Consider the following 20302-nt stretch of genomic DNA (forward strand, 5'->3'; position numbering starts at 1 on the left):
GTGGTGAAGGCCAAGATCCTGGTGGTGGACGATGACGAGGCGCTCTCGGAGATGATCGGCATCGTCCTGCGCAATGACGGCTTCGAGCCGACGTTCTGCGCAGACGGATCCCAGGCGTTGGCCGCGTTCCGTTCGGCCCGCCCGGACCTGGTCCTGCTGGACCTGATGCTCCCGGGGATGGACGGGATCGAGGTGTGCCGGGCCATTCGCGCTGAGTCGGACACCCCGATCGTGATGCTCACCGCCAAGTCGGACACCTCGGATGTGGTCCGCGGACTCGAGTCCGGTGCCGACGACTACGTGCCCAAGCCCTTCAAGCCGGCCGAGCTGGTGGCTCGCGTCCGTGCCCGCCTGCGAGAGGGAGAGCAGAAGGCCCCGGAGACCCTGCGGATCGCAGACCTGACCGTGGATGTGGCCGGACACCAGGTCTCGCGCGACGGCAAGGACATCGCCCTGACCCCCCTCGAGTTCGATCTGCTCGTCGCCCTGGCCCGCAAGCCGTGGCAGGTGTTCACCCGAGAGATGCTCCTGGAAGAGGTCTGGGGCTACCGCCACCAGGCTGACACCCGGCTGGTCAACGTCCACGTCCAGCGTCTGCGCTCCAAGGTGGAGGTGGACCCGGACAACCCGGCCGTGGTCCTCACCGTCCGCGGCGTCGGATACAAGGCCGGCCAGAACTGACCTCAGTGACCGATTCGACGCCCGGACCAGACTCCGAGGACCCCGGTCGTCCGGCCCCCGCGCGGTTGGACCGATCGCGTCGAGCCATGCGCGGGCAGGTCCGTGCAGCCCGTCACCGGTGGCGCACCTCCCTCCAGCTGCGCACCGTGGTCATCACCGCGCTGCTGACCCTGGTCTCGGCAGCCGTGCTGGCACTGTTCCTGACCCAGCAGATCACGGCGGGACTGTTCAACGCACGGTTCGACCAGGTGGAGTCCGAGGCCGTGCGCGGCCTGACCCAGGTCCGATCCGTGTTCGAGAACGCGGACACCACCGACGAGGACAGCACCGCGTCCCTGGTCACCCGCACCCTGGGCTCGCTGGCGGGGGACACCGGGGCCACCATCACGCGCAACTTCCAGCTCGTGCCCCTGGACCGGTCCCAGAACCTCTACGTGGGGCAGATGTCCTCTGGGCTGCCCTCCGATGTCATCCCCACCGAGCTCAATGATGCGGTGCGCAACGGTTCGGGCACATACTGGCAGTCCGTCGAGCTCCCCGCCGGCCCGGACTCCTCGGCCCCCGGTCTGGCGTTCGGCACTCAGGTGGTGCTGCCCCCGGGCAACGTCTATGCGCTCTACCTGGTCTACGACCTCTCCAGCGACCAGGCCACCCTGGACTACATGATGCGCGTGATGATCGTGGCCGGCGCCATGCTGGTGATGCTCAACATGCTGATCGCCCTGTACGTGACCCGGTCGGTGGTCCGGCCCGTGGGCCAGGCGGCGTCCACCGCGGAATCACTCTCGGCCGGAGACCTCAGCGTGCGCATGGAGGTCCGGGGTGAGGACGAGATGGCGAGGCTGGGCTCCTCCTTCAATCAGATGGCGGACAACATCCAGGACCAGATCACCCAGCTGGCCGACCTCTCCCAGATCCAGCAGCGATTCGTCTCCGATGTCTCCCATGAGCTGCGCACGCCGCTGACCACCGTCGCCATGGCCGCCGAGGTCCTCTACGACTCCCGCGACGACTTCGACCCGGTCAACCGGCGCTCCACCGAGCTGCTCTACCACCAGGTCGAGCGGTTCCAGGCGCTGCTGGCCGACCTGCTGGAGATCACCCGGTTCGACGCCGGCGCCGCCACCGTGGCCGCCGAACCGACCGACCTGACCGAGCTTGCCGCGGACGTCGTCCTGACAGCCCAGCCGTTGGCCGCCAAGGCCGGCTCCACCATCTACCTGGTCCCGCTGGGCAGTGACTTCGTGGCCGATGTGGATCCCCGGCGCATCGAACGGATCGTGCGCAATCTGGTCAACAACGCGATCGAGCACGGGGAGGGGCGGGACGTGGACGTGGTGGTCGGATCCGACGAGCAGACCGTGTCCGTGGCCGTGCGGGACTACGGCATCGGCATGACCACCGAACAGGCAGAGCACGTCTTCGACCGATTCTGGCGTGCCGACCCGGCCCGCGCCCGGACCACCGGAGGCTCCGGACTGGGACTGTCCATCGCCACGGAGGACACCCGGCTCCACCACGGGCGTCTGGACGCCTGGGGCGAGCCCGGTGCCGGATCGGCGTTCCGCCTGACGGTGCCCCGGCGCCGTGGTCAGACCGTGGACCATGCTCCGGTCGCGCTGCCCCCGCGGTTCGCCCCCGAGGAGCGGCGCCTGGCCACCGACCTGGACTTCGTCCACCCGGAGGAGACCCCCGTGGTGATGGACCGCATCCGCGAGCAGTCGCTGCAGCGCTTCCGTCCCCACCCCACCACTCAGGGCGGTGAGTCATGATCACCCCACGTCACCGGGCCGGCGTCGTGCTGTCCCTGCTGATGACCCTGGTGCTGGTCCTGACCGGGTGCGCTCAGATCCCGTCCCGGGGCCCGGTGGGGACCGCGGAGCCGATCGGCGGGACCGATGCCCAGCCCAACTACGTGTTCTCGCCGTCAGGCCCCACCCCGGGGGACAGCCCGGAGGAGATCGTCCGAGGCTTCATCACCGCCGGCACGGGTGTGCAGGACGACTACGCCACCGCCCGGGAGTTCCTCACCGCCGAGGCCGCGGCCACCTGGCAGCCCACCGCCCGGACCCTGGTCTACACCTCGCAGCCCAGTGTGGTGCCGACCGGAGACGACACCGCCCTCAGCGTCCAGCTGGAGGTCGACTCGGTGGTGGACAACAGCGGGATCATGACCCACATGCCGGAGAGCTCCACCGAGGAGATCGACATGACCCTGACCGAGGTGGACGGTCAGTGGAGGATCTCCCAGGTGCCGGACGGGACGGTGCTGGAGTCCGCTCAGTTCCGAGCCATCTTCGCCGCGCAGTCGCTGTACTTCTACAACCAGACCTTCACCTATGCGGTGCCGGACGTGCGCTGGTTCGTCAATCGGCCCGGCACCACCTCGGCCATGGTCTCGGCCCTGCTGGACGGTCCGGCGCCCTACCTCTCCGGCGCGGTGACCAGCGCCTTCCCACCCGGCGCGGAACTGTCACGGCAGTCCGTGCCCGTCAGCTCCGGATCAGCCAAGGTGGATCTGACCTCCACCTCGGTGGAGGGGACGGACACGGCCACGCGGCGGCGCATGCTCGAACAGATCACCCTGACCCTGGACGGGCTGTCCACGGTCAACGATGTCGAGCTGACCGTGGACCAGGCCGAACTGGACATCGGGGAGTCCTCGCCGGACTTCACGCCGGCCACCGTGGACCCTGGAGCCGGCTCCACCCAGGTGGCGGTCGCCGATGACCAGCTGGTGTACTTCGAAGGCACCTCGGTCCTGCCGATCGGTGGGATGGCGGCGCTGGGCGGACTCATCCCGGTCGAGCCGGCCATGAACCTGGACGGCACCCGCTTCGCCTTCCTCACGGAGGACTCCGACGAGCTCTACGAGGCCACCACCGAGCAGCAGCTGCAGCTGATCCTGCGGGGCACGGGACTGACCCGTCCCAGCATCGACACCGAGGGGTGGATCTGGACGGTGGACCAGACCGAGTCCCCCCAGATGGTGGCTGTCCGCGCGGGCAGCGGGGGCCAGGACCGGCGGGAGCTGAGCGCGGAGTGGCTGGGGGATCGTCAGGTGCACGCCCTGCGGATCTCTCGTGATGGAACACGGGCCGCCGTGGTGACCGGCGATTCGGAGTCGGCCAGCGTCTTCGTGGCCGGTGTGGTCCGGGACTCGGAAGGGGTGCCCCGGGGCCTGGGCACGCCCATCCGGCTCCAGGCCAGCGTCCCGGTCTCAGAGGTCGACTGGTCCTCGGAGCGGGAGCTGCTCGTCGCCGCACCGAGCGAGACCGACCCGGTGGAGGCCCAGCTCCTGGGACTGGACGGATCACAGACCACCCTGAAGCCGCTGCTGGGGATGACCGGGTTCTCCGCTGCCCCGGGAGACAACTCGATCTACGCCGAGACGGAGGACGCCGTCTGGATGCGCCTGGGCACCAACTGGCGCGCCCAGTCCGGCCAGGCCTCGGACCTGTCCTACCCGGGCTGAGGTCCGGGCAGACGAGTGCCTACGCACTCCTGCACAGCTGACTTGGGCCGGCAGGGTGTCCCCAGGGCGCGGTGCGGCACCCTCGGTCCCCTGGGTGCCCTGGTGGACTGTCCCCATGGGACAGGGCACGACGACGGCCAGCGCGGTGGGCAGGCGATCTCGCCGATCCACGGGGTGGGCCCAGGCGGTGGACCGCGTGGTCACTTCCGTAGCAGCCCGCGCGATCGGCGGGGCCTGCGCGGACCTGATGGACCTGCTGCTGCCCTCGCTGTGTGCTGTCTGCACGAGTCCGCCGGGCACCCTGTGCCGGGACTGTGAGCCACGGCTGCGTGCCGCACTCCTGCATCCGTACCGGGCGGAGGAGGGAGCCGCTGCTCTGCCTCTGCTGGGCCAGGATCTGCTGCCGCTCCCGGTCGTGGCCACAGCGCCCTACCGGAATGAGGTGGCCGCGGCCCTGCTCGCCTTCAAGGACCACGGTCGGACCGGACTCTCCGTGGTGCTGCGTCCTGCACTGCATCGGGCCATGGTGGCCGCTGAGCAGCTGGTCCCCGGCGTGATCGGTGGGGATCCTCGCGGTCGGTGGCCCAGGGTGCTGCTCGTGCCGATGCCGGGCCGTGCCGCAGGGTTCCGCCGTCGTGGATACGATCCACTCGCCGAACTGCTGGCCGGCCCGCTCCCGCACGGCTGGGAGCTGCGCCCCGGTCTGCTCGCTCCGTGGAGGAGCCCGCCGCAGGGGATCGTCGCACTGCTGCGGTCCGGTGGAATAGGGCGCGCAAGCCACTCCGGGGCCACCGTCTCCGGCCGTCGCCGTCAGGGGCAGGGTCGCTTCCGGCCGACCCGTGCGGCGATCCAGCTGAGCTCGGGCAGCAGGGCGGCACCCGTCCCGCCGATCGTGCTGGTGGACGATGTGATGACCACCGGTTCCACTCTCGCCGCCGCGGTCCAGGCGCTGGCCTCGACCGGCCTGGTCCCGGTCGGTGCCGTGGTGCTGGCCGCCGTCTCACCGCCTGCCGACCAGGACGAACGCCAGTCTGACCGAACATGATCTGGGGCTTAACTCCAGGTGACGGAAGGGCTAGTGTGGAATCACGGATTCGGATGCGGATCCGTCCAGCCGGCGGCGGGAAGGAGGACTTCTTCCAGCCGCCGTCGTGCGTTAAGCACCGGCTCAGTGCCGGCCCGCACGGGTTGGGATTCTTCGAGAGCCGACAGGCGCCAAGGAGGACACAATGACCATGGACGTCAACTACGTTGCCCGCAACATCGCCATCCCGGACCGTTTCCGGGAGTACGCCGAAGACAAGTTCGACAAGATCGAGCAGCTCTCCACTCGTGCTCAGCGGCTGGAGATCAAGGTGGTGAAGGAGGCCCATCACCGGCACTCCGAGGGCAACGTGACCGTCGAGCTCACCGTGGTGGGCAAGGGCAAGGTCATTCGCGCGGAGTCCAAGGCCGATGACAAGTTCGCCGCCTTCGACACCGCCTTCGGCAAGCTGCTGGAGCGCCTGCGTCGTCTGCGCGATCGCCGCAAGGACCACCGCCGGGGCCAGGGCTCCGTGGGTCAGGCGACTGCGGATCTGCCGCCGGCAGACACCGGCACGCTCCTGGTGGACCAGGTCCTGCAGGCACAGCAGCAGCAGGATGCCGCGGAGGAGGCCGAGTCCGATGCACCGGTGCGCATCCGCGAGAAGGTGTTCCCCGCCACCCCGATGACCGCCGACGACGCCGTGGACGCCATGGAACTGGTCGGACATGACTTCTACCTCTTCGTGGACGCCGAGACCCAGCGCCCCTCCGCCGTCTACCGGCGTCACGGCTGGAGCTACGGAGTGATCAGCCTGGACCCGGACCACCAGGACGCCGAACCCCAGGAGGTCGAGCGCGGATACCGCGCCGCCGTCTGACCCTTCTGGGTCCTGCAGACACGGTGCCCGCCCCACTCGGGGCGGGCACCGTCGTGTCAGGCCCTGCGGACCCCTCAGGAGCACCTTCGTGAGCACACCCCTGATCACCGCCTCCCAGGCTCGGCGCACCTCCCTGGCCGCCCAGCACCTCCACCTGCCGCGGCCGGAGCGGACCACCGGGCGCCATCTGGGACGGATCCTGGACCGCCTGCAGGTGGTGCAGATCGACTCCGTGAACGTGCTGGCCCGGGCGCACCTGATGCCGCTGTACTCCCGACTCGGCCCGTACCCCGTGGAGGCGCTGACCCGACGCTGGCAGCGCAGTCCGCGCACCTGGACGGAGTACTGGGCCCATGAGGCCTCGCTGGTGCCCAGTCCGTTGCGGCCGGCGCTGATCACCCTCCAGCGGCGTGAGTGGATGCGCGCCCACCGGATGGAGGAGTCCCGGCGAGAGGAGATCGCCGCACAGGTGATCGAGGTGCTGCGCTCATCGCGTCCGCTGACCGCCCGCCAGCTGGAGTCCAAGGTGCAGTCGGGGGCACGGTCCACCGGCCATTGGGGGTGGAACTGGTCGGACGTCAAACGCGTGCTCGAAGACCTCTTCGTGGACGGCGTCGTGACCAGCGCCGGACGGACCGCACAGTTCGAACGCCGCTACGCCCTGGCCGAACGCGTGCTTGTCCCGGACGCCCTGCCCGGCCCGGCGGGGCTGCCCTCCGCCGAGGAGGCGGCACTGCAGCTGGTGCGCGCCGCCGCACCTGCCCTGGGCGTGGCCACCCTGGCCTCCCTCGCCGACTACTACCGGATCCGGCAGGACCAGGTGCGTGGCGCCGTGGGGATCCTGGAGGGCACCGGAGAACTGGAACCGGTGCGCCTGCAGACCTGGAGCGGCACCGAGCGTCCTGCCTGGCGACACGCCGCGGCGCGCACGCCCCGCACGGTGACGGCCCGCGCCCTGCTCAACCCCTTCGACCCGCAGGTGTTCCACCGGCCTCGCGTGGAGGAGCTGTTCGGGGTGCGCTACCGGATCGGGATCTACACCCCGGCCGCCCAGCGCACGCGCGGCTACTACCCGCTGCTGTTCCTGCTCGGCGAGCACCTGGTGGCGCAGGTGGACCTGGCAGCGGAGCGCGCGGCCGGCCGGCTGAGCGTGCGCGGAGTCTGGTCCGAGCAGACCGGTCCCGACGACGGCCGGTCACCTCTGCGGGAGATCTCCCGGGAGCTGGTGGAGGAGTTGGCGCAGCTGGCCGGATGGCTGGGCCTGGGTGAGGTGGTGATGGCTCCGGAGGCGCCGGGGGACCTGGTGCCGGAGGTGACCAGGGCACTGAGGGAGCTCTCAGGCAACAGACCGTAGACTGAGCGGGTGCCCGGCCCGGACCCACGGCGTCGGGACGATCTACGACGAGCACTAAGAACGCCGGCATGCCGGTTCGCAGGCGACAGGGAGTCGACACACGTGGCATCTTTCATCGAGCGCATCCTCAAGACCGGGGACAAGAAGATCCTCAAGCAGTTGAGGGGGCTCGCAGACGCCATCAATGTCCTGGAGGACGAGTACCGGGAGCTCACCGACGCCGACCTGCGCGCCGAGACGGACCGCTACAGGGAGCGGGCTGCCGACGGCGAGAGCCTGGACTCGCTGCTTCCGGAGGCCTTCGCCGCTGTGCGAGAGGCCGCTGGTCGCACCCTGGGCCAGCGCCACTACGACGTCCAGATGATGGGTGGTGCCGCCCTGCACCTGGGCAACATCGCCGAGATGAAGACCGGTGAGGGCAAGACCCTGGTGGCCACCGCCCCGGCCTACCTGAACGCTCTCACCGGCAAGGGCGTGCACGTGATCACCGTGAACGACTACCTGGCCAGCTACCAGTCGGACCTGATGGGCCGTGTCTTCCGGTTCCTGGGCATGGAGACCGGGTGCATCCTCTCCAACCAGGACCCGGCCGAGCGGCGCCTGCAGTACGCCGCGGACATCACCTACGGCACGAACAACGAGTTCGGGTTCGACTACCTGCGGGACAACATGGCCTGGTCGCTGGACGAGCTGGTCCAGCGAGGCCACCACTTCGCGATCGTCGATGAGGTCGACTCCATCCTGATCGATGAGGCACGCACCCCGCTGATCATCTCCGGACCTTCTCAGGGCGATGCCAATCGCTGGTACACCGTCTTCTCCGGACTGGTCCCGCGCCTGACCAAGGACACCGACTATGAGGTCGACGAGAAGAAGAAGACCATCGGTGTGCTCGAGCCCGGGATCGAGAAGATCGAGGACTGGCTGGGCATCACCAACCTGTACGAGTCCGCGAACACCCCGCTGATCCAGTTCCTCAACAACGCCATCAAGGCCAAGGAGCTGTTCAAGAAGGACAAGGACTACGTCGTGATGGACGGCGAGGTCATGATCGTGGACGAGCACACCGGTCGCGTGCTGGCCGGACGCCGCTACAACGAGGGCATGCACCAGGCCATCGAGGCCAAGGAGGGCGTGCAGATCAAGGCCGAGAACCAGACCCTGGCCACGGTCACCCTGCAGAACTACTTCCGCCTCTACGACAAGCTCTCCGGCATGACCGGCACGGCCGAGACCGAGGCCGCCGAGTTCATGAGCACCTACAAGCTCGGTGTGGTGCCGATCCCCACGAACAAGGGCGTGCACCGCATCGACAAGACGGACCTGATCTACAAGAACGAGGTCGCCAAGTTCGACGCCGTGGTCGAGGACATCGTCGAACGGCACGAAGCCGGACAGCCCGTCCTGGTGGGCACCACCTCGGTGGAGAAGTCCGAGTACCTCTCCAAGCTGCTGGGCAAGGCTGGTGTGCGCCACGAGGTGCTCAACGCCAAGAACCACGCTCGTGAGGCGGCCATCGTCGCCCAGGCCGGCCGCAAGGGTGCGGTCACCGTGGCCACGAACATGGCCGGCCGCGGCACCGACATCATGCTCGGCGGCAACGCAGAGTTCGATGCCGTGGCCGAGATGCAGCGTCGTGGGCTGGACCCCGAGGAGAACGCGGAGCAGTACGAACAGGTCTGGCCGGAGGTGCTGGAGGCGGCCAAAGCAGCCGTGAGGAAGGAGCACGACGAGGTCCGTGAACTGGGCGGACTGTACGTGCTGGGCACCGAGCGGCATGAGTCGCGCCGAATCGACAATCAGCTGCGTGGACGTTCCGGTCGCCAGGGAGACCCGGGGGAGTCCCGGTTCTACCTGTCCTTGACCGATGATCTGATGCGCCTGTTCAATCCGGCGGCGGCCTCCCGGATCATGAACTCCTCCTCGGTGCCTGATGACATGGCGTTGGAGTCGAAGATGGTCTCCTCGGCCATTCAGAACGCACAGTCCCAGGTCGAGTCCCGCAACACCGAGCAGCGCAAGAACGTGTTGAAGTACGACGACGTGATGAACCGCCAGCGCGAGGCGATCTACACGGATCGCCGTCGCATCCTCGAAGGCGACGACCTGCACGAGAAGACTCAGAACTTCCTGGAGGACGCCATCGGGACGATGGTGGATGAGACCACCGCAGTCGGTTCGCCCACGGATTGGGACCTGGAGCAGCTCTGGACCGACTTGAAGCAGATGTATCCGGTGGGCATCGAGATCGACGATGTGCTGGAGGAGTCCGGGGGCCTGGGCCGGCTGAAGCCGGCTGACCTCAAGCGGGAGCTGGTCTCCGACGCCAAGCTGGCCTATGAGGATCGCGAGGCTCAGATCGGTTCGGAGGCCATGCGTGAGCTGGAGCGTCGTGTGGTGCTCTCGGTGATCGGCCGCAAGTGGCAGGACCATCTGTATGAGATGGACTACCTCAAGGAGGGCATCGGTCTTCGCGCCATGGCTCAGCGCGAGCCCCTGGTCGAGTACCAGCGTGAGGGCTATATCATGTTCCAGTCCATGATGGAGGCCATTCGCGAGGAGTCGGTGGGCTATCTGTTCAACCTGGAGGTCCAGGCTCAGCAGCCGGCCACCTCGCTGCCCGGGGTGCAGGACGGCCGTGGGGCCACCATGACCCCGGTGCTGAATGTGAAGGGGCTCGAGGCTCCGCGGCAGCCGGCCACGCTGCGGTTCTCCGCCCCGTCGGACTCCGGCGAGGTGACCACCCAGGTGCGTCGCACCGGTACCGCCGCGGAGAAGGACCAGGAGGGGGCGGCGCCGAACGCGCCGTCCGGCGGCAAGGGACGCGGCAAGCGCAAGCGCCGCTGACGCTCCTGCCGTCGTCCGTCCGGACGGGTCAGCCCATCTCGACAGCGGTGACCTTCCACCGGTCGCGGCGGAGTTCGATGCGCATGGCCAGGGCGCGGACTCGTCCACCGCAGCGCACGGAGGCGCTGGCCTCGAAGACGGTGGGGCTGACCTGGCAGCACCGCGCCTGCAGTGTGCGGGGGGAGGTCTGGGCGGAACGGCCGGTGCGGGTGCGCTCGGCCAGGTCAGCCCGGCGGGCCATCTTGCCGTACGTCTCCAGATCCAGCCATGCCGCCAGCTGACGGGCCGGCCTCAGGCCCCGTTCGGCCTCCACGCAGGCCTGGGCGACGATGCCTGCCAGGCTGCGGATATGCCGTTGCAGCTCGCGTTCTCGTTGCCGCAGTCCCTCCTCGCGCAGTGAGCGGTGCGGGGTGAACTGACCAGTCGGGGTCCGCAGTGCCGACGGAATGCCGCCGGGTCCTGGGCCGACGGCGGTGTGAGTGGCCTCGGACGGGGTGGCGGTGGCGATGGTCATGTCTGCTCCTGGAGAGGTCTGGGTGGGGTCGGGGCGGTCGTCGTGTGGGTCATCGGTCGTCATGGTCGGCATCCCTGGATGCATCGGCGGTCAGGTCCACGCCGGGCTGGTCAGCACGGTCCCGGGGACCAGATGATGGGGGTCTGGACCGATGGTCTCGAGGTTGGCCCGGTGCCACGCCCTCCACCGACGGTCGATCTCCAGGTCCGTGGCATGAGGACCCAGCTCTTCGGCGGCGATGTCCCAGAGGCAGTCGCCCTGCCGGACGGTGACCGTGGGGGCGTCCGCGGTGGCGCGGGTCGTGGATCCCAGGGGGCGCGTTTGCGGAGGGGCAGGGGCCCAACCCGGTGACGGATGCTCCACGGAATCGTCAGGCCCATGAGGCCTCGGGGCGTCCGAGCCCTCTGCAGAGACCAAGACAGGCATCGAAGCGACCTGATGCGTCCACCTCGGCGTGGGCTGCTCGGCCCAGTCTGACTGAGGCGTCTCGCGGACATTGACGGCTGCCGCCCGATCCGTGCCGCCCGTGTCGAGGCTGGGTGCGGCCCAGGCGCCGCCAGCCGTGGCCACCTGGACACCCAGGGCGACCGCCGCCACGCGCCGCAGGAACGCCGGGGAGAGTCGACGGCCCCAGGACGCCAGGACGGAGCTGCGCGCCCGAGTGCCCCCCGCGGCGAGCAGGGCGCCGGCCACAGCCACGATCCACCACAGGGCGATGAGCGCACCGAGCGCAGCCAGTCCTCCTGCCAGCCACTGCTCCACCGTGTGGAGCGGGCTGGCGGTGCGGGCCCCTGCCGTGAGGCCGACTCCAGCCCACCAGAACAACGGCCCTGACAGCGTGCAGAGCACAGTGAGGACCACGTCCTCCGCCCGAAGTCGTGCTGTGTGATCGGTCATCATCGTCACTCCCTCGTCATGCCGTCCCGTACGGCATGTCCTGCACCATTGCTATCAGTGCACAGCAACCAGTGTCAAGAGACTGCAAAAGATACGAGACAACATCAACTGACACTAAATGACATCAAAGGGTGTGAGCAGGGCAGATCCGAGATTCGCGCCGCAGAGTCGGCTCTCCGGGCAGATCGACAGGCCAGGTGGCCCAGGTGTCTCTAGGATCGAGGTCATGAGGTGGGATGGACTGTTCGCAGATCTGGAGGCACAGCTGGCCCAGGCTGCCTGGCGGGAGACTGAAGCAGAGGCGGCCGAGCTCACCCGTGGGGAGGCGGCGTCGGTGCACCTGGTCGATCGACTGAGAGGTGCCGTGGGGCACCGGCTCGTGCTGCGCCTGGGAGGGGATCTGAGGGTGGAGGTCCAGGTCTCCACTGTGGGGCCAGCGTGGGTCGGAGGGACGGATCACGCCGGTGGCGTCCTGGTGCCCCTGGCCTCGATCCGGAGCGTCGATCACCGTCTCCCGATGGTGGCACCGGAACGGTCGGCCAGCGCCCGGGCCCTGGGAATCGGGGCGGTGTACCGCACCATGGCACGGGCCAGGGTGCCGCTGGCGATCGTGGGGCAGGACGGACGTCAGCTCACTGAGGGCACGATCGACCGTGTGGGTGCAGACCACCTCGACGTGGCCCTGCACGCCCGCGACGAACTGCGTCGACGGCAGGCTGTGCGCGGTGTGTGCGTCGTAGCTTTCGATGCCATCGGCTACGTCCGGTCAGCTCAGGCGTCCGAGCTCTGATCGACCGGGGACTTCTCGGCAGCACGGGACCGCGCCTTGTCCTGCTGCTCATGGTGCTTCTGCTCGATGAACTCGTCGAAGCGCACCTGATCCACGCGCCATTGTCCGCGCCCGCCGATCTGGATCGCCGGGAGTTCACCGCTGCGGACGAGAGCCCGGGTCTGGGCCATGGAGATCTGCAGGGTCTCGGCGACATCGGTCAGGGTGAGGAAGCGGGGCATCGGTCCTCCATCGTGCAGTGGCAGTGAGCCCGGGTGCCGGTCCCCAGGTCGTATCTGATGGTTCCATTCTCGCATCTGCGCGGCCCGTCGCCGCCGCGTTGTCCACAGTCAAGCCTGCGGGGCCGCATTCCCACCTCGGAACTGATTAGGCTGGACCGGCGTCCTGAGGGGGCGTGAAGTCCACTTGACGACATGGTCGAAGCTGCGCATGGGCGGGTAGGGATCCCTGCTCCATGGGCTGACGACGAGGAGGTGCCCATGGAGGCGAAGAACGACGAGACGCCGCGACTGCGCAGACCGAGCTGGAAGGACCCGCGCCTGGCGGCCGGAATTCTCCTGGTGGTGCTCTCTGTGGTCGGCGTGGTGATGCTGGTCAGGTCAGTCGACCATTCAGAGGGATACTGGGTCGCCTCCCAGGACCTGGTCCCGGGGCGGGAGATCACCCAGGACCAGCTCACCGTGGTCCAGGCGCAACTGGGTGACGCCGCGGGTCTGTACCTCCATGCTGACGAGCCCGCTCCCGTCGGCTCGGTGGTCCAGGGAGCAGTGCGACGCGGTGAACTGCTGCCCTCGGAGACGGTGGCCGAGGTCGACCCGGCCGGACGTCAGCCGGTCGCCGTCTCGCTGCAGGACCCTCTGCCAGCGGGTGTGGAGCCTGGCGATCGGGTGGATCTGTGGATCGCAGAGGCGGTCCAGAACCAGGAGTACTCCACGCCGGTGCTGGTGGCGGAGTCCGCTGAACTGGCCGAGGTCGGCGAGTCCAGTGGAGCATTCGGAGCCAGCACCACCACCGTCGTGCAGATCCTGCTGGGCCCGGAGCAGCTGCCCACCGTGCTGGAGGCCAAGGCCAACGGTGCGAAGATCAGCGTGGTGCCCTCCGTGGGCGCAGGGACGGCGGGCTGATGCGCCACGTCCCTGTCGCGACGACGGTGTCGCCGGAACACGACCATGTCACGGCGTTGGAGCAGCTGCGGGGTCCGGTGACGGTCATCCGGCGCTGTGAGTCCTTGGCTGAGCTCGTCTCGGTCGCGCGTGCCGGACTGGCCGAGGCCGTGCTCGTGGCTGGCGATGTCGACCTGCTGACCCTGACCTTCCTGGAGAGCCTGGACGCCGGAACACATCGTCCGATAGCGGTGGTGGCCCTGGCCCCGAGCCCAGCCGAACGTGACCGGCTGGCGGGCTTGGGGGTGCCGGTGTTGGCCTCCGACGCGCCTGCCCAGGAGGTGGCCGATCTCGTCATCGAGTCGGTGGAGCAGACCCGCGCCACGGGATCGGCTCGTTGGCGACCGGCCACGGCAAGGGACTCGAGCGTCTCCCGGGAGATCGCACATCTGGAACGGCAGCTGTCCTCCGATCCGGTGGCAGACGAGGAGTCGGACCAGGCCCTCGTCAACGATGATCACGGGGCGACAGAGGAGGCCTCCTCGTCGTGTGAACGGCTGAGCGTGGGACCTGCCGGCCTCTTCTCGGGCGGCACCAGCCAGACGGCGTCTGTCAGTCAGGCAGTCAGGGAGTCGACCGCGGCGCCGGGAAGGGGCGACGGCGACGGCCAAGAGTCCCTGGCTGATGCAGATCAGAGCCATTCCGGCCCGGGGGACGGGCGCAGCACAGTCTGGCGACGCCTGCTGAACCGTCGCCGTTCCTCCAACGCTGAGTCGACCGAGAGCGCTGGACCGGACGGAACGGAGACCCAGGGCGGGGAGGGGAGCGGCCCTCGCATCACCACGGTCTGGGGTCCGGCCGGCAGCCCGGGACGCACCACGGTGGCGGTGAACCTGGCCGTGGAGATGGTGATGGAGGGACGGTCCGCACTGCTGATCGATCTGGACACCTACGCGTCCGCGGCGGCCGTGCACCTGGGTCTGCTGGAGGAGACCGCAGGCATCGCCCGGGCCTGCCATGCCGCAGACCAGGGAACACTGAGTGGGGCGTCCCTGCGTCGCGCAGCCGCTACAGCACGCGTGGCCGGGGGAGCACTGGACGTGCTGACGGGCCTGACCCGAGCAGACCGGTGGCCGGAGCTGCGCCGTCCTGCCGTGGAGACCGTCCTGGAGATCGCCAGGCAGGAATGGCAGGAGATCGTGGTCGACGTCGGATTCTGTCTGGAAGAGGACGAGGAGCTCAGCTTCGACGTCCCGGCCCCTCAGCGCAACGCCGCGACCCGCGTGGGCGTCATGGCCGCCGACCGCATCCTGGCGGTCGGCACCGGTGACCCGGTCGGCCTGCCCCGCCTGATCCGAGGGCTGGACGAACTGGAGTCCACGGGCACCACAGCGGTGATCGAGGTGGTGCTCAACCAGATCCGTGCCGATTCCTCCGGAGTCACCCCTCAGGCCCAGGTCCAGGCGGTCTGGGAGCGGTTCGGACCGGAGCGCGAGATCGCCGGGTTCCTGCCCTGGGACCGGAAGTCCCTGGACCGTGCCCTGCTGGGCGGACAAGTGCTCGCCGAGGCTGCCCCGAACAGTGCGCTGCGCAAGGCTCTGAGCCGCTGGGCCACCCCGGCCTGAGGCTGGACGTCTGCCCACCGACACACCCTCGGCACTGTGCATCTGTCAGTTCGCACCCCTGGGGGCCGGTCGATAGTGTGTCCCCCAGAGGCAACGGCGCCTCACCCGGGCAGAAGCCACCGCTGAGTCCGGGCTTCGTGTTGCTATGGAAGAGGTCACCACCCGACATGTCAGCATCGACACCCCTGTGGACCGATCAGCCCGCATCTTCCTCGCGAGGACTGACCGCTCTGACGGAGGCCTACTTCCAACACGTCTCGGACACCGACCTGGCCGAGGTCGACGACGACCTGCGTCGCGCCCTGGTGGAGGGTCAGCTGGAGCTGGCCGCAGAACGTCCTCACGGTGAGGCCGCCGTGCGGGTGAGCTCCAGTCGGTCCCGCGGTCTGGTGCAGATCGTCAACGAGGACATGCCCTTCCTGGTGGACTCGGTGATCGGTGAACTCACCCGGCAGGGACACTCCATCGACCTGGTGGCCCATCCTGTCGTCATCGCCCACCGCGACACCGACGGTGGAACCCTCCGAGCGGTCCATGCCGTCCCCTCGCGTCAGGGGATGGCCAGCGGCGACACCACCGCCTCGCTCACCGACCTCGGCCCCCTGATGGCCTCCTCCGGACAGCGTGCCGGGGTGGAGTCGTGGATCGGGATCCAGACCACGGACGCGCTCACCGACGAGCAGGCGCGGGAGCTGACCGAGGGCATCTCCCGTGCGCTGCACGATGTCCGCGCAGCGGTGAAGGACTGGGACTCCATGCGGGCCTCGTCCATCACTGCCGCGCACACCCTGGTCCAGAACGCTCCGCAGAACGTCAAGGGCGTGCGTGCCAGCGCCGAGCTGCTGGAGTGGATGCAGGCCGGGCACTTCACGTTCACCGGCTACCGCCAGTACACGCTGCAGCACGGGGACAACGGACAGGTCCTGGTGCCGGTCGAAGGGACCGGACTGGGCATCCTGCGCGCCGAGGACCACCGCCCGCCAGCACCCCTGTCCACTGCCGGACGCAATCAGATCGAGGCCCCCTCACCCTTGGTGATCACCAAGGCGAACTCGCGCTCTCGGATCCATCGACCGGTCTACCTGGACTATGTGGCCGTCAAGACCTACGGCGAGAACGGCAAGGTCACCGGCGAGCACCGATTCCTCGGGCTGTGGGACGCCAGGGCCTACACCACCCCGGTCGGGGACATCCCGCTGGTGCGGGACAAGGTTCAGGCCGTGATGGAGCTGGCCGGCTTCCCTCAGGACTCGCACTCCGGTGCCGAGCTGCAGCAGATCCTCGAGACGTATCCGCGCGATGAGATGTTCCAGATCGGTGTCGAGGAGCTCTGGGACATCTGTCGGCAGATCCTGCAGCTCCAGGAACGGCGTCGGACCCGTCTGTTCCTGCGCCCCGATGTGTTCGGCCGGTTCATGAACGCCCTGGTCTTCCTGCCCCGAGACCGCTACAACACCTCGGTCCGCGGCCGGATCCAGGACCTGCTGATGGAGGCGCTGGAGGGGGAGTCGATCGACTTCCAGGTGCGCCTGACCGAATCCGTCCTGGCCCGGCTGACGTTCCGTATCCGCATGCCCAGACACCGTGAGATGGGGCCGGCCGTGGATGCGGCCTCCCTGGAGGCCCGTCTGGTCAACACGGTCCGGTCCTGGAAGGAGGGCGTGGACCAGCAGGCTGTGGTCGCCTTCGGCGAGGACTCCGGACTGGAGCAGGCCAAGCTCTGGGATGAGGCGTTCCCGGCCGAGTACCGGGTCGCCTACGAGATCGACGACGCCCTCCAGGACATCACCCGGTTCAACGCCCTGCCCGGTGACGGCACACCGGATGTGCATCTGGACCCGAGCGCGCCGGAGGAGGACGAGGCTCGTACGGCCCGGCTGAAGCTCTACTCCGATCGTCCGAGGACCCTCACCGAGATCCTGCCGGTCCTGCAGAACCTCGGGCTGGAGGTGCTGGACGAACGGCCCTACGAGATCACGCCCGACGACGGCCGGCGCTTCTACCTCTACGATCTCGGTCTGCGCTTCCCGCATGGGCAGGATCCCGAGCAGGTCTCCGATCTGCTGGCCGATGCCGTCACCTCGGTGGCCATCGACGCCACGGAGTCGGATGCCTTCGATCGGTTGATCCTCAGCGTGGGGCTGCCGGTGCGGATGGTGGCCATGCTGCGCGGCTATGCCAAGTACCTGCGTCAGCTGGGAGTGGCCAACTCCTTCGGGTTCATGGCTGCCGCCCTGGCCGGTAACCCGGAGGTGACCTCCGGACTGGTCGGGTACTTCCAGGCACGGTTCGACCCACACCTGGACCAGGCCGACGACGACGGCCCTGTCGCCGGGGAGGCCCGGATCGCCGAGGCGGAACGTCGCCGGGAGGCGGTGGAACTGGCCTTGGAGAAGGTGCCCACCTTGGACGCGGACCGCGTGCTGCGGGCGTTCTTGACCGTCATCTCCGCCACCGAGCGCACCAACTTCTACCAGGGGCATGAGCGGCTCAGCGTCAAGCTCGCACCACAGCGGATCCCCTTCGCCCCGGAGCCACGACCCGCCCACGAGATCTGGGTCTACTCCCCGGAGGTGGAAGGCACGCACCTGCGCTTCGGATCCGTCGCCCGCGGAGGACTGCGGTGGTCGGACCGCCGAGAGGACTTCCGCACCGAGGTGCTGGGACTGGTCAAGGCCCAGCAGGTCAAGAACGCGGTGATCGTCCCCACCGGCGCCAAGGGTGGGTTCTTCGCCAAGCGTCTGCCGGATCCTGCGGCGGACCGCGGCGCCTGGATGGAGGCCGGCCAAGAGGCCTACCGCACCTTCATCCGCGGCCTGCTGGACATCACCGACAACCAGCGCATCACGGCCTCCGGCACGGAGTACACCACGCGTGATCAGGTGATCCGTCATGATGGTCCTGACGCCTACCTGGTGGTTGCCGCGGACAAGGGCACGGCCTCGTTCTCGGACATCGCCAATGAGATCTCCGCCGACTACGGACACTGGCTCGGGGACGCCTTCGCCTCCGGCGGGTCGGTCGGATACGACCACAAGGCGATGGGCATCACCGCCCGGGGCGCCTGGGAGTCGGTCAAGAGCCACTTCGCCTCCTTGGGCCGAGACACCCAGTCGGAGGACTTCACCGTGGTGGGCATCGGTGACATGTCCGGGGACGTCTTCGGCAACGGCATGCTGCGCTCTGAGCACATCCGTCTGGTGGCGGCCTTCAACCATCTGCACGTCTTCATCGACCCCGATCCGGACCCGTCCACGTCCTTCGCTGAGCGGAAGCGGCTCTTCGAGCTTCCCCGATCCTCATGGTCGGACTACGACGAGTCGCTGATCAGCGAGGGTGGCGGGGTCTTCGACCGCCAGGCCAAGTCGATCCGGCTGACCGATCAGATCCGCACCCTGCTGGGTCTGCCGGACGGGACGGACTCCCTGGCGCCGAACGAGCTGGTGCAGGCGATCCTGCGGGCCGATGTGGATCTGCTCTACAACGGCGGCATCGGCACCTACATCAAGGCGGCCGAGGAGTCCCACGCCGAGGTCGGGGATCGGGTCAACAACGCGGTGCGGGTCGACGGCGGCGAACTGCGGGCCACCGTGGTGGGCGAGGGCGGCAACCTGGGCATGACCCAGCGTGGACGGATCGAGGCCGCGCTGAACGGCGTGCTGCTCAACACCGATGCCATCGACAACTCCGCCGGGGTGGACTGCTCGGACCATGAGGTCAACATCAAGATCCTGGTGGATCAGCTGGTCGAGACCGGCCAGCTCCCCGCGCAGGAGCGCACCGAGCTGCTGGAGTCGATGACCGACGAGGTCGCGCACCTGGTCCTGGAGACCAACATCGATCAGAACATTCTGTTGCGCAATGACGCCCAGCGAGTGGCCGAGTGGCTGCCCAGCTTCGAGCGGCACATGGACTGGCTGGTCCAGCACGCCGGGTTGGACCGGGACCTGGAGTTCCTGCCCGGCGAGTCGGTCCTGGCCCAGCGCCAGCAGGAGGGGACGAACCTGACGACGCCCGAGCTGGCGGTGTTGGCTGCCTACGCCAAGATCAACCTCTCCGAACAGCTCCTCGAGACGGATCTGCCCGATGACCCGTGGTTCGAGTCCCGGCTGCAGCAGTACTTCCCGGAACCGCTGCGCGAGCGGTTCGCCGAGACCATCAGCCAGCATCCGCTGCGTCGCCAGATCATCGCCACGCTGGTGGCCAATGACGTGGTCAACACCGCCGGCATCACCTTCGTGTTCCGTGCGGGAGAGGAGACCAGTGCGCCCGTGGAGCAGATCGTGGCGGCCTACGCCGCGGTCAAGGAGATCTTCGACATCGGCGGGTTCACCGACCAGATGCGCGAGGTCCCGGCCACTGTGGCGGGCGAGGTCAAGGCCCGCACGCACCTGGACGCTCGTCGACTGCTGGACCGCGCGGTGCGCTGGTTCATCCATCACCGTGCTGATCTCACCCGGATCGGGGACGAGGTCGAGGTGTTCGCCGAGCACGTCCAGGCGATGACCGAGCGGCTCTCGGATCTGCTGACAGGTCAGGACGCCGAACGGTTCCAGTCCTGGTATCAGGAGGCCCTGGAGGACGGGCTGCCCGAACCGCTTGCGCGTCGACGGGCCGGTCAGTTCGAGTCCTACGGTCTGCTGGATGTGGTGCTTCTGGCCCGGCAGTCCGGGCACGAGCTGCAGGAGGTCGCCGAGGTCTACTTCAACCTCTACGACCGCTTCGGCATCGATGACCTGCTCGAGCGCATCACGGCCCTCTCCCGGGAGGACCGGTGGCAGGCCCTGGCCCGCGCCGCCCTGCGGGAGGACCTCTACGCCCTGCTGGTGGACGTCGTCGCCGCGGTCCTGGACACGGATCCGGAGGAGCAGACCACGACGACGGCCGGCACCGCTGACGCCACGGCTCGGTTGGATGCCTGGTACCGGAACAATGAGTCTCGCCTGGCACGGGCGCGCGGTTTCCTGGAGGAGATGGAGCGTTCCGATGCAGAGGACGACATCGCCACCATGACGGTGGCCCTGCGCCAGATGCGCGCCATCACCTCACGCCAGAGTGGGCGCGACTGACCCTTCTCGACGGGCCCAGCTCTACCCACGGACGCTCAGGTCG

At 68.6% G+C, this 20302-nt stretch carries 14 protein-coding genes; 11 read left to right on the top strand and 3 right to left on the bottom strand.

Annotation, left to right across the window (positions count from 1 at the left end; translation table 11 throughout):
* Positions 1-3 precede the first annotated feature (3 nt).
* The 7 genes from mtrA (at position 4) to secA (ending at position 10261) form a co-directional block, all read left to right on the top strand.
* Positions 4-681 carry an MtrAB system response regulator MtrA gene (gene mtrA / locus ACEXHE_RS06895; RefSeq protein WP_356967687.1) on the top strand — a complete coding sequence of 226 codons (678 nt, stop codon included), beginning with the start codon at positions 4-6 and terminating at the stop codon, positions 679-681.
* 86 nt (positions 682-767) lie between these two features.
* Positions 768-2453 carry an MtrAB system histidine kinase MtrB gene (gene mtrB, locus ACEXHE_RS06900; RefSeq protein WP_374785207.1) on the top strand — a complete coding sequence of 562 codons (1686 nt, stop codon included), beginning with the start codon at positions 768-770 and terminating at the stop codon, positions 2451-2453.
* Entirely contained in the window at positions 2450-4156 is a 1707-nt protein-coding gene (locus ACEXHE_RS06905) for an LpqB family beta-propeller domain-containing protein (protein WP_374785208.1), read from the top strand. Before mtrB ends, ACEXHE_RS06905 begins: the two co-directional genes overlap by 4 nt.
* A gap of 196 nt (positions 4157-4352) precedes the next feature.
* Positions 4353-5201 carry a ComF family protein gene (locus ACEXHE_RS06910; protein ID WP_374785209.1) on the top strand — a complete coding sequence of 283 codons (849 nt, stop codon included), beginning with the start codon at positions 4353-4355 and terminating at the stop codon, positions 5199-5201.
* A 184-nt stretch (positions 5202-5385) separates the two neighbouring features.
* Positions 5386-6060, top strand: coding sequence for a ribosome hibernation-promoting factor, HPF/YfiA family (gene hpf, locus ACEXHE_RS06915; protein ID WP_374785210.1), 675 nt, complete (start codon positions 5386-5388; stop codon positions 6058-6060).
* 88 nt (positions 6061-6148) lie between these two features.
* Entirely contained in the window at positions 6149-7414 is a 1266-nt protein-coding gene (locus tag ACEXHE_RS06920) for a winged helix-turn-helix domain-containing protein (RefSeq protein ID WP_245760531.1), read from the top strand.
* Positions 7415-7516: 102 nt separating this feature from the next.
* Complete coding sequence (gene secA / locus ACEXHE_RS06925; protein WP_374785211.1) at positions 7517-10261, top strand: preprotein translocase subunit SecA; 2745 nt, start codon at positions 7517-7519, stop codon at positions 10259-10261.
* 28 nt (positions 10262-10289) lie between these two features.
* On the opposite strand, the gene ACEXHE_RS06930 is transcribed toward secA, so the two are convergent.
* Entirely contained in the window at positions 10290-10775 is a 486-nt protein-coding gene (locus tag ACEXHE_RS06930) for an Rv3235 family protein (protein WP_374785212.1), read from the bottom strand.
* 90 nt (positions 10776-10865) lie between these two features.
* Positions 10866-11672 (bottom strand): LysM peptidoglycan-binding domain-containing protein, encoded by an 807-nt coding sequence (locus ACEXHE_RS06935; protein ID WP_374785213.1) that lies wholly within the window; start codon positions 11670-11672, stop codon positions 10866-10868.
* Positions 11673-11898: 226 nt separating this feature from the next.
* On the opposite strand from ACEXHE_RS06935, the gene ACEXHE_RS06940 reads away from it, so the two are divergent.
* The gene (locus ACEXHE_RS06940) at positions 11899-12462 is read left to right on the top strand and encodes a hypothetical protein (RefSeq protein WP_091693602.1); all 564 of its coding nucleotides are present in this window, start codon (positions 11899-11901) and stop codon (positions 12460-12462) included.
* Here ACEXHE_RS06940 and ACEXHE_RS06945 read toward each other — a convergent pair.
* Positions 12444-12683, bottom strand: a complete 240-nt coding sequence (locus tag ACEXHE_RS06945; protein ID WP_356967672.1) for a helix-turn-helix domain-containing protein — start codon at positions 12681-12683, stop codon at positions 12444-12446. The two genes, ACEXHE_RS06940 and ACEXHE_RS06945, sit on opposite strands and share 19 nt — an antisense overlap.
* A gap of 258 nt (positions 12684-12941) precedes the next feature.
* Between ACEXHE_RS06945 and ACEXHE_RS06950 the strand changes: the two genes are divergently transcribed.
* The 3 genes from ACEXHE_RS06950 to ACEXHE_RS06960 all read left to right on the top strand — a co-directional run bounded on the left by ACEXHE_RS06950 (position 12942) and on the right by ACEXHE_RS06960 (position 20259).
* Entirely contained in the window at positions 12942-13586 is a 645-nt protein-coding gene (locus ACEXHE_RS06950) for a flagellar biosynthesis protein FlgA (RefSeq protein WP_374785214.1), read from the top strand.
* Positions 13586-15190 (top strand): CpaE family protein, encoded by a 1605-nt coding sequence (locus tag ACEXHE_RS06955; RefSeq protein ID WP_374785215.1) that lies wholly within the window; start codon positions 13586-13588, stop codon positions 15188-15190. Before ACEXHE_RS06950 ends, ACEXHE_RS06955 begins: the two co-directional genes overlap by 1 nt.
* Positions 15191-15357: 167 nt before the next feature.
* Positions 15358-20259: an NAD-glutamate dehydrogenase gene (locus tag ACEXHE_RS06960; protein WP_374785216.1), complete on the top strand. Its 4902-nt coding sequence runs from the start codon at positions 15358-15360 to the stop codon at positions 20257-20259.
* Positions 20260-20302 lie beyond the last annotated feature (43 nt).

Source organism: Micrococcus sp. IITD107, assembly GCF_041927415.1.
Classification (GTDB): Bacteria; Actinomycetota; Actinomycetes; order Actinomycetales; family Micrococcaceae; genus Citricoccus; species Citricoccus terreus.

Coding starts and splice junctions, on each gene's coding strand:
- ACEXHE_RS06955 (WP_374785215.1), top strand. CDS start 13,586: ATGCGCCACGTCCCTGTCGCGACGACGGTGTCGCCGGAACACGACCAT.
- ACEXHE_RS06930 (WP_374785212.1), bottom strand. CDS start 10,775: ATGACCATCGCCACCGCCACCCCGTCCGAGGCCACTCACACCGCCGTC.
- ACEXHE_RS06960 (WP_374785216.1), top strand. CDS start 15,358: ATGTCAGCATCGACACCCCTGTGGACCGATCAGCCCGCATCTTCCTCG.
- ACEXHE_RS06905 (WP_374785208.1), top strand. CDS start 2,450: ATGATCACCCCACGTCACCGGGCCGGCGTCGTGCTGTCCCTGCTGATG.
- ACEXHE_RS06940 (WP_091693602.1), top strand. CDS start 11,899: ATGAGGTGGGATGGACTGTTCGCAGATCTGGAGGCACAGCTGGCCCAG.
- ACEXHE_RS06950 (WP_374785214.1), top strand. CDS start 12,942: ATGGAGGCGAAGAACGACGAGACGCCGCGACTGCGCAGACCGAGCTGG.
- ACEXHE_RS06945 (WP_356967672.1), bottom strand. CDS start 12,683: ATGCCCCGCTTCCTCACCCTGACCGATGTCGCCGAGACCCTGCAGATC.
- ACEXHE_RS06935 (WP_374785213.1), bottom strand. CDS start 11,672: ATGACCGATCACACAGCACGACTTCGGGCGGAGGACGTGGTCCTCACT.
- hpf (WP_374785210.1), top strand. CDS start 5,386: ATGACCATGGACGTCAACTACGTTGCCCGCAACATCGCCATCCCGGAC.
- mtrB (WP_374785207.1), top strand. CDS start 768: ATGCGCGGGCAGGTCCGTGCAGCCCGTCACCGGTGGCGCACCTCCCTC.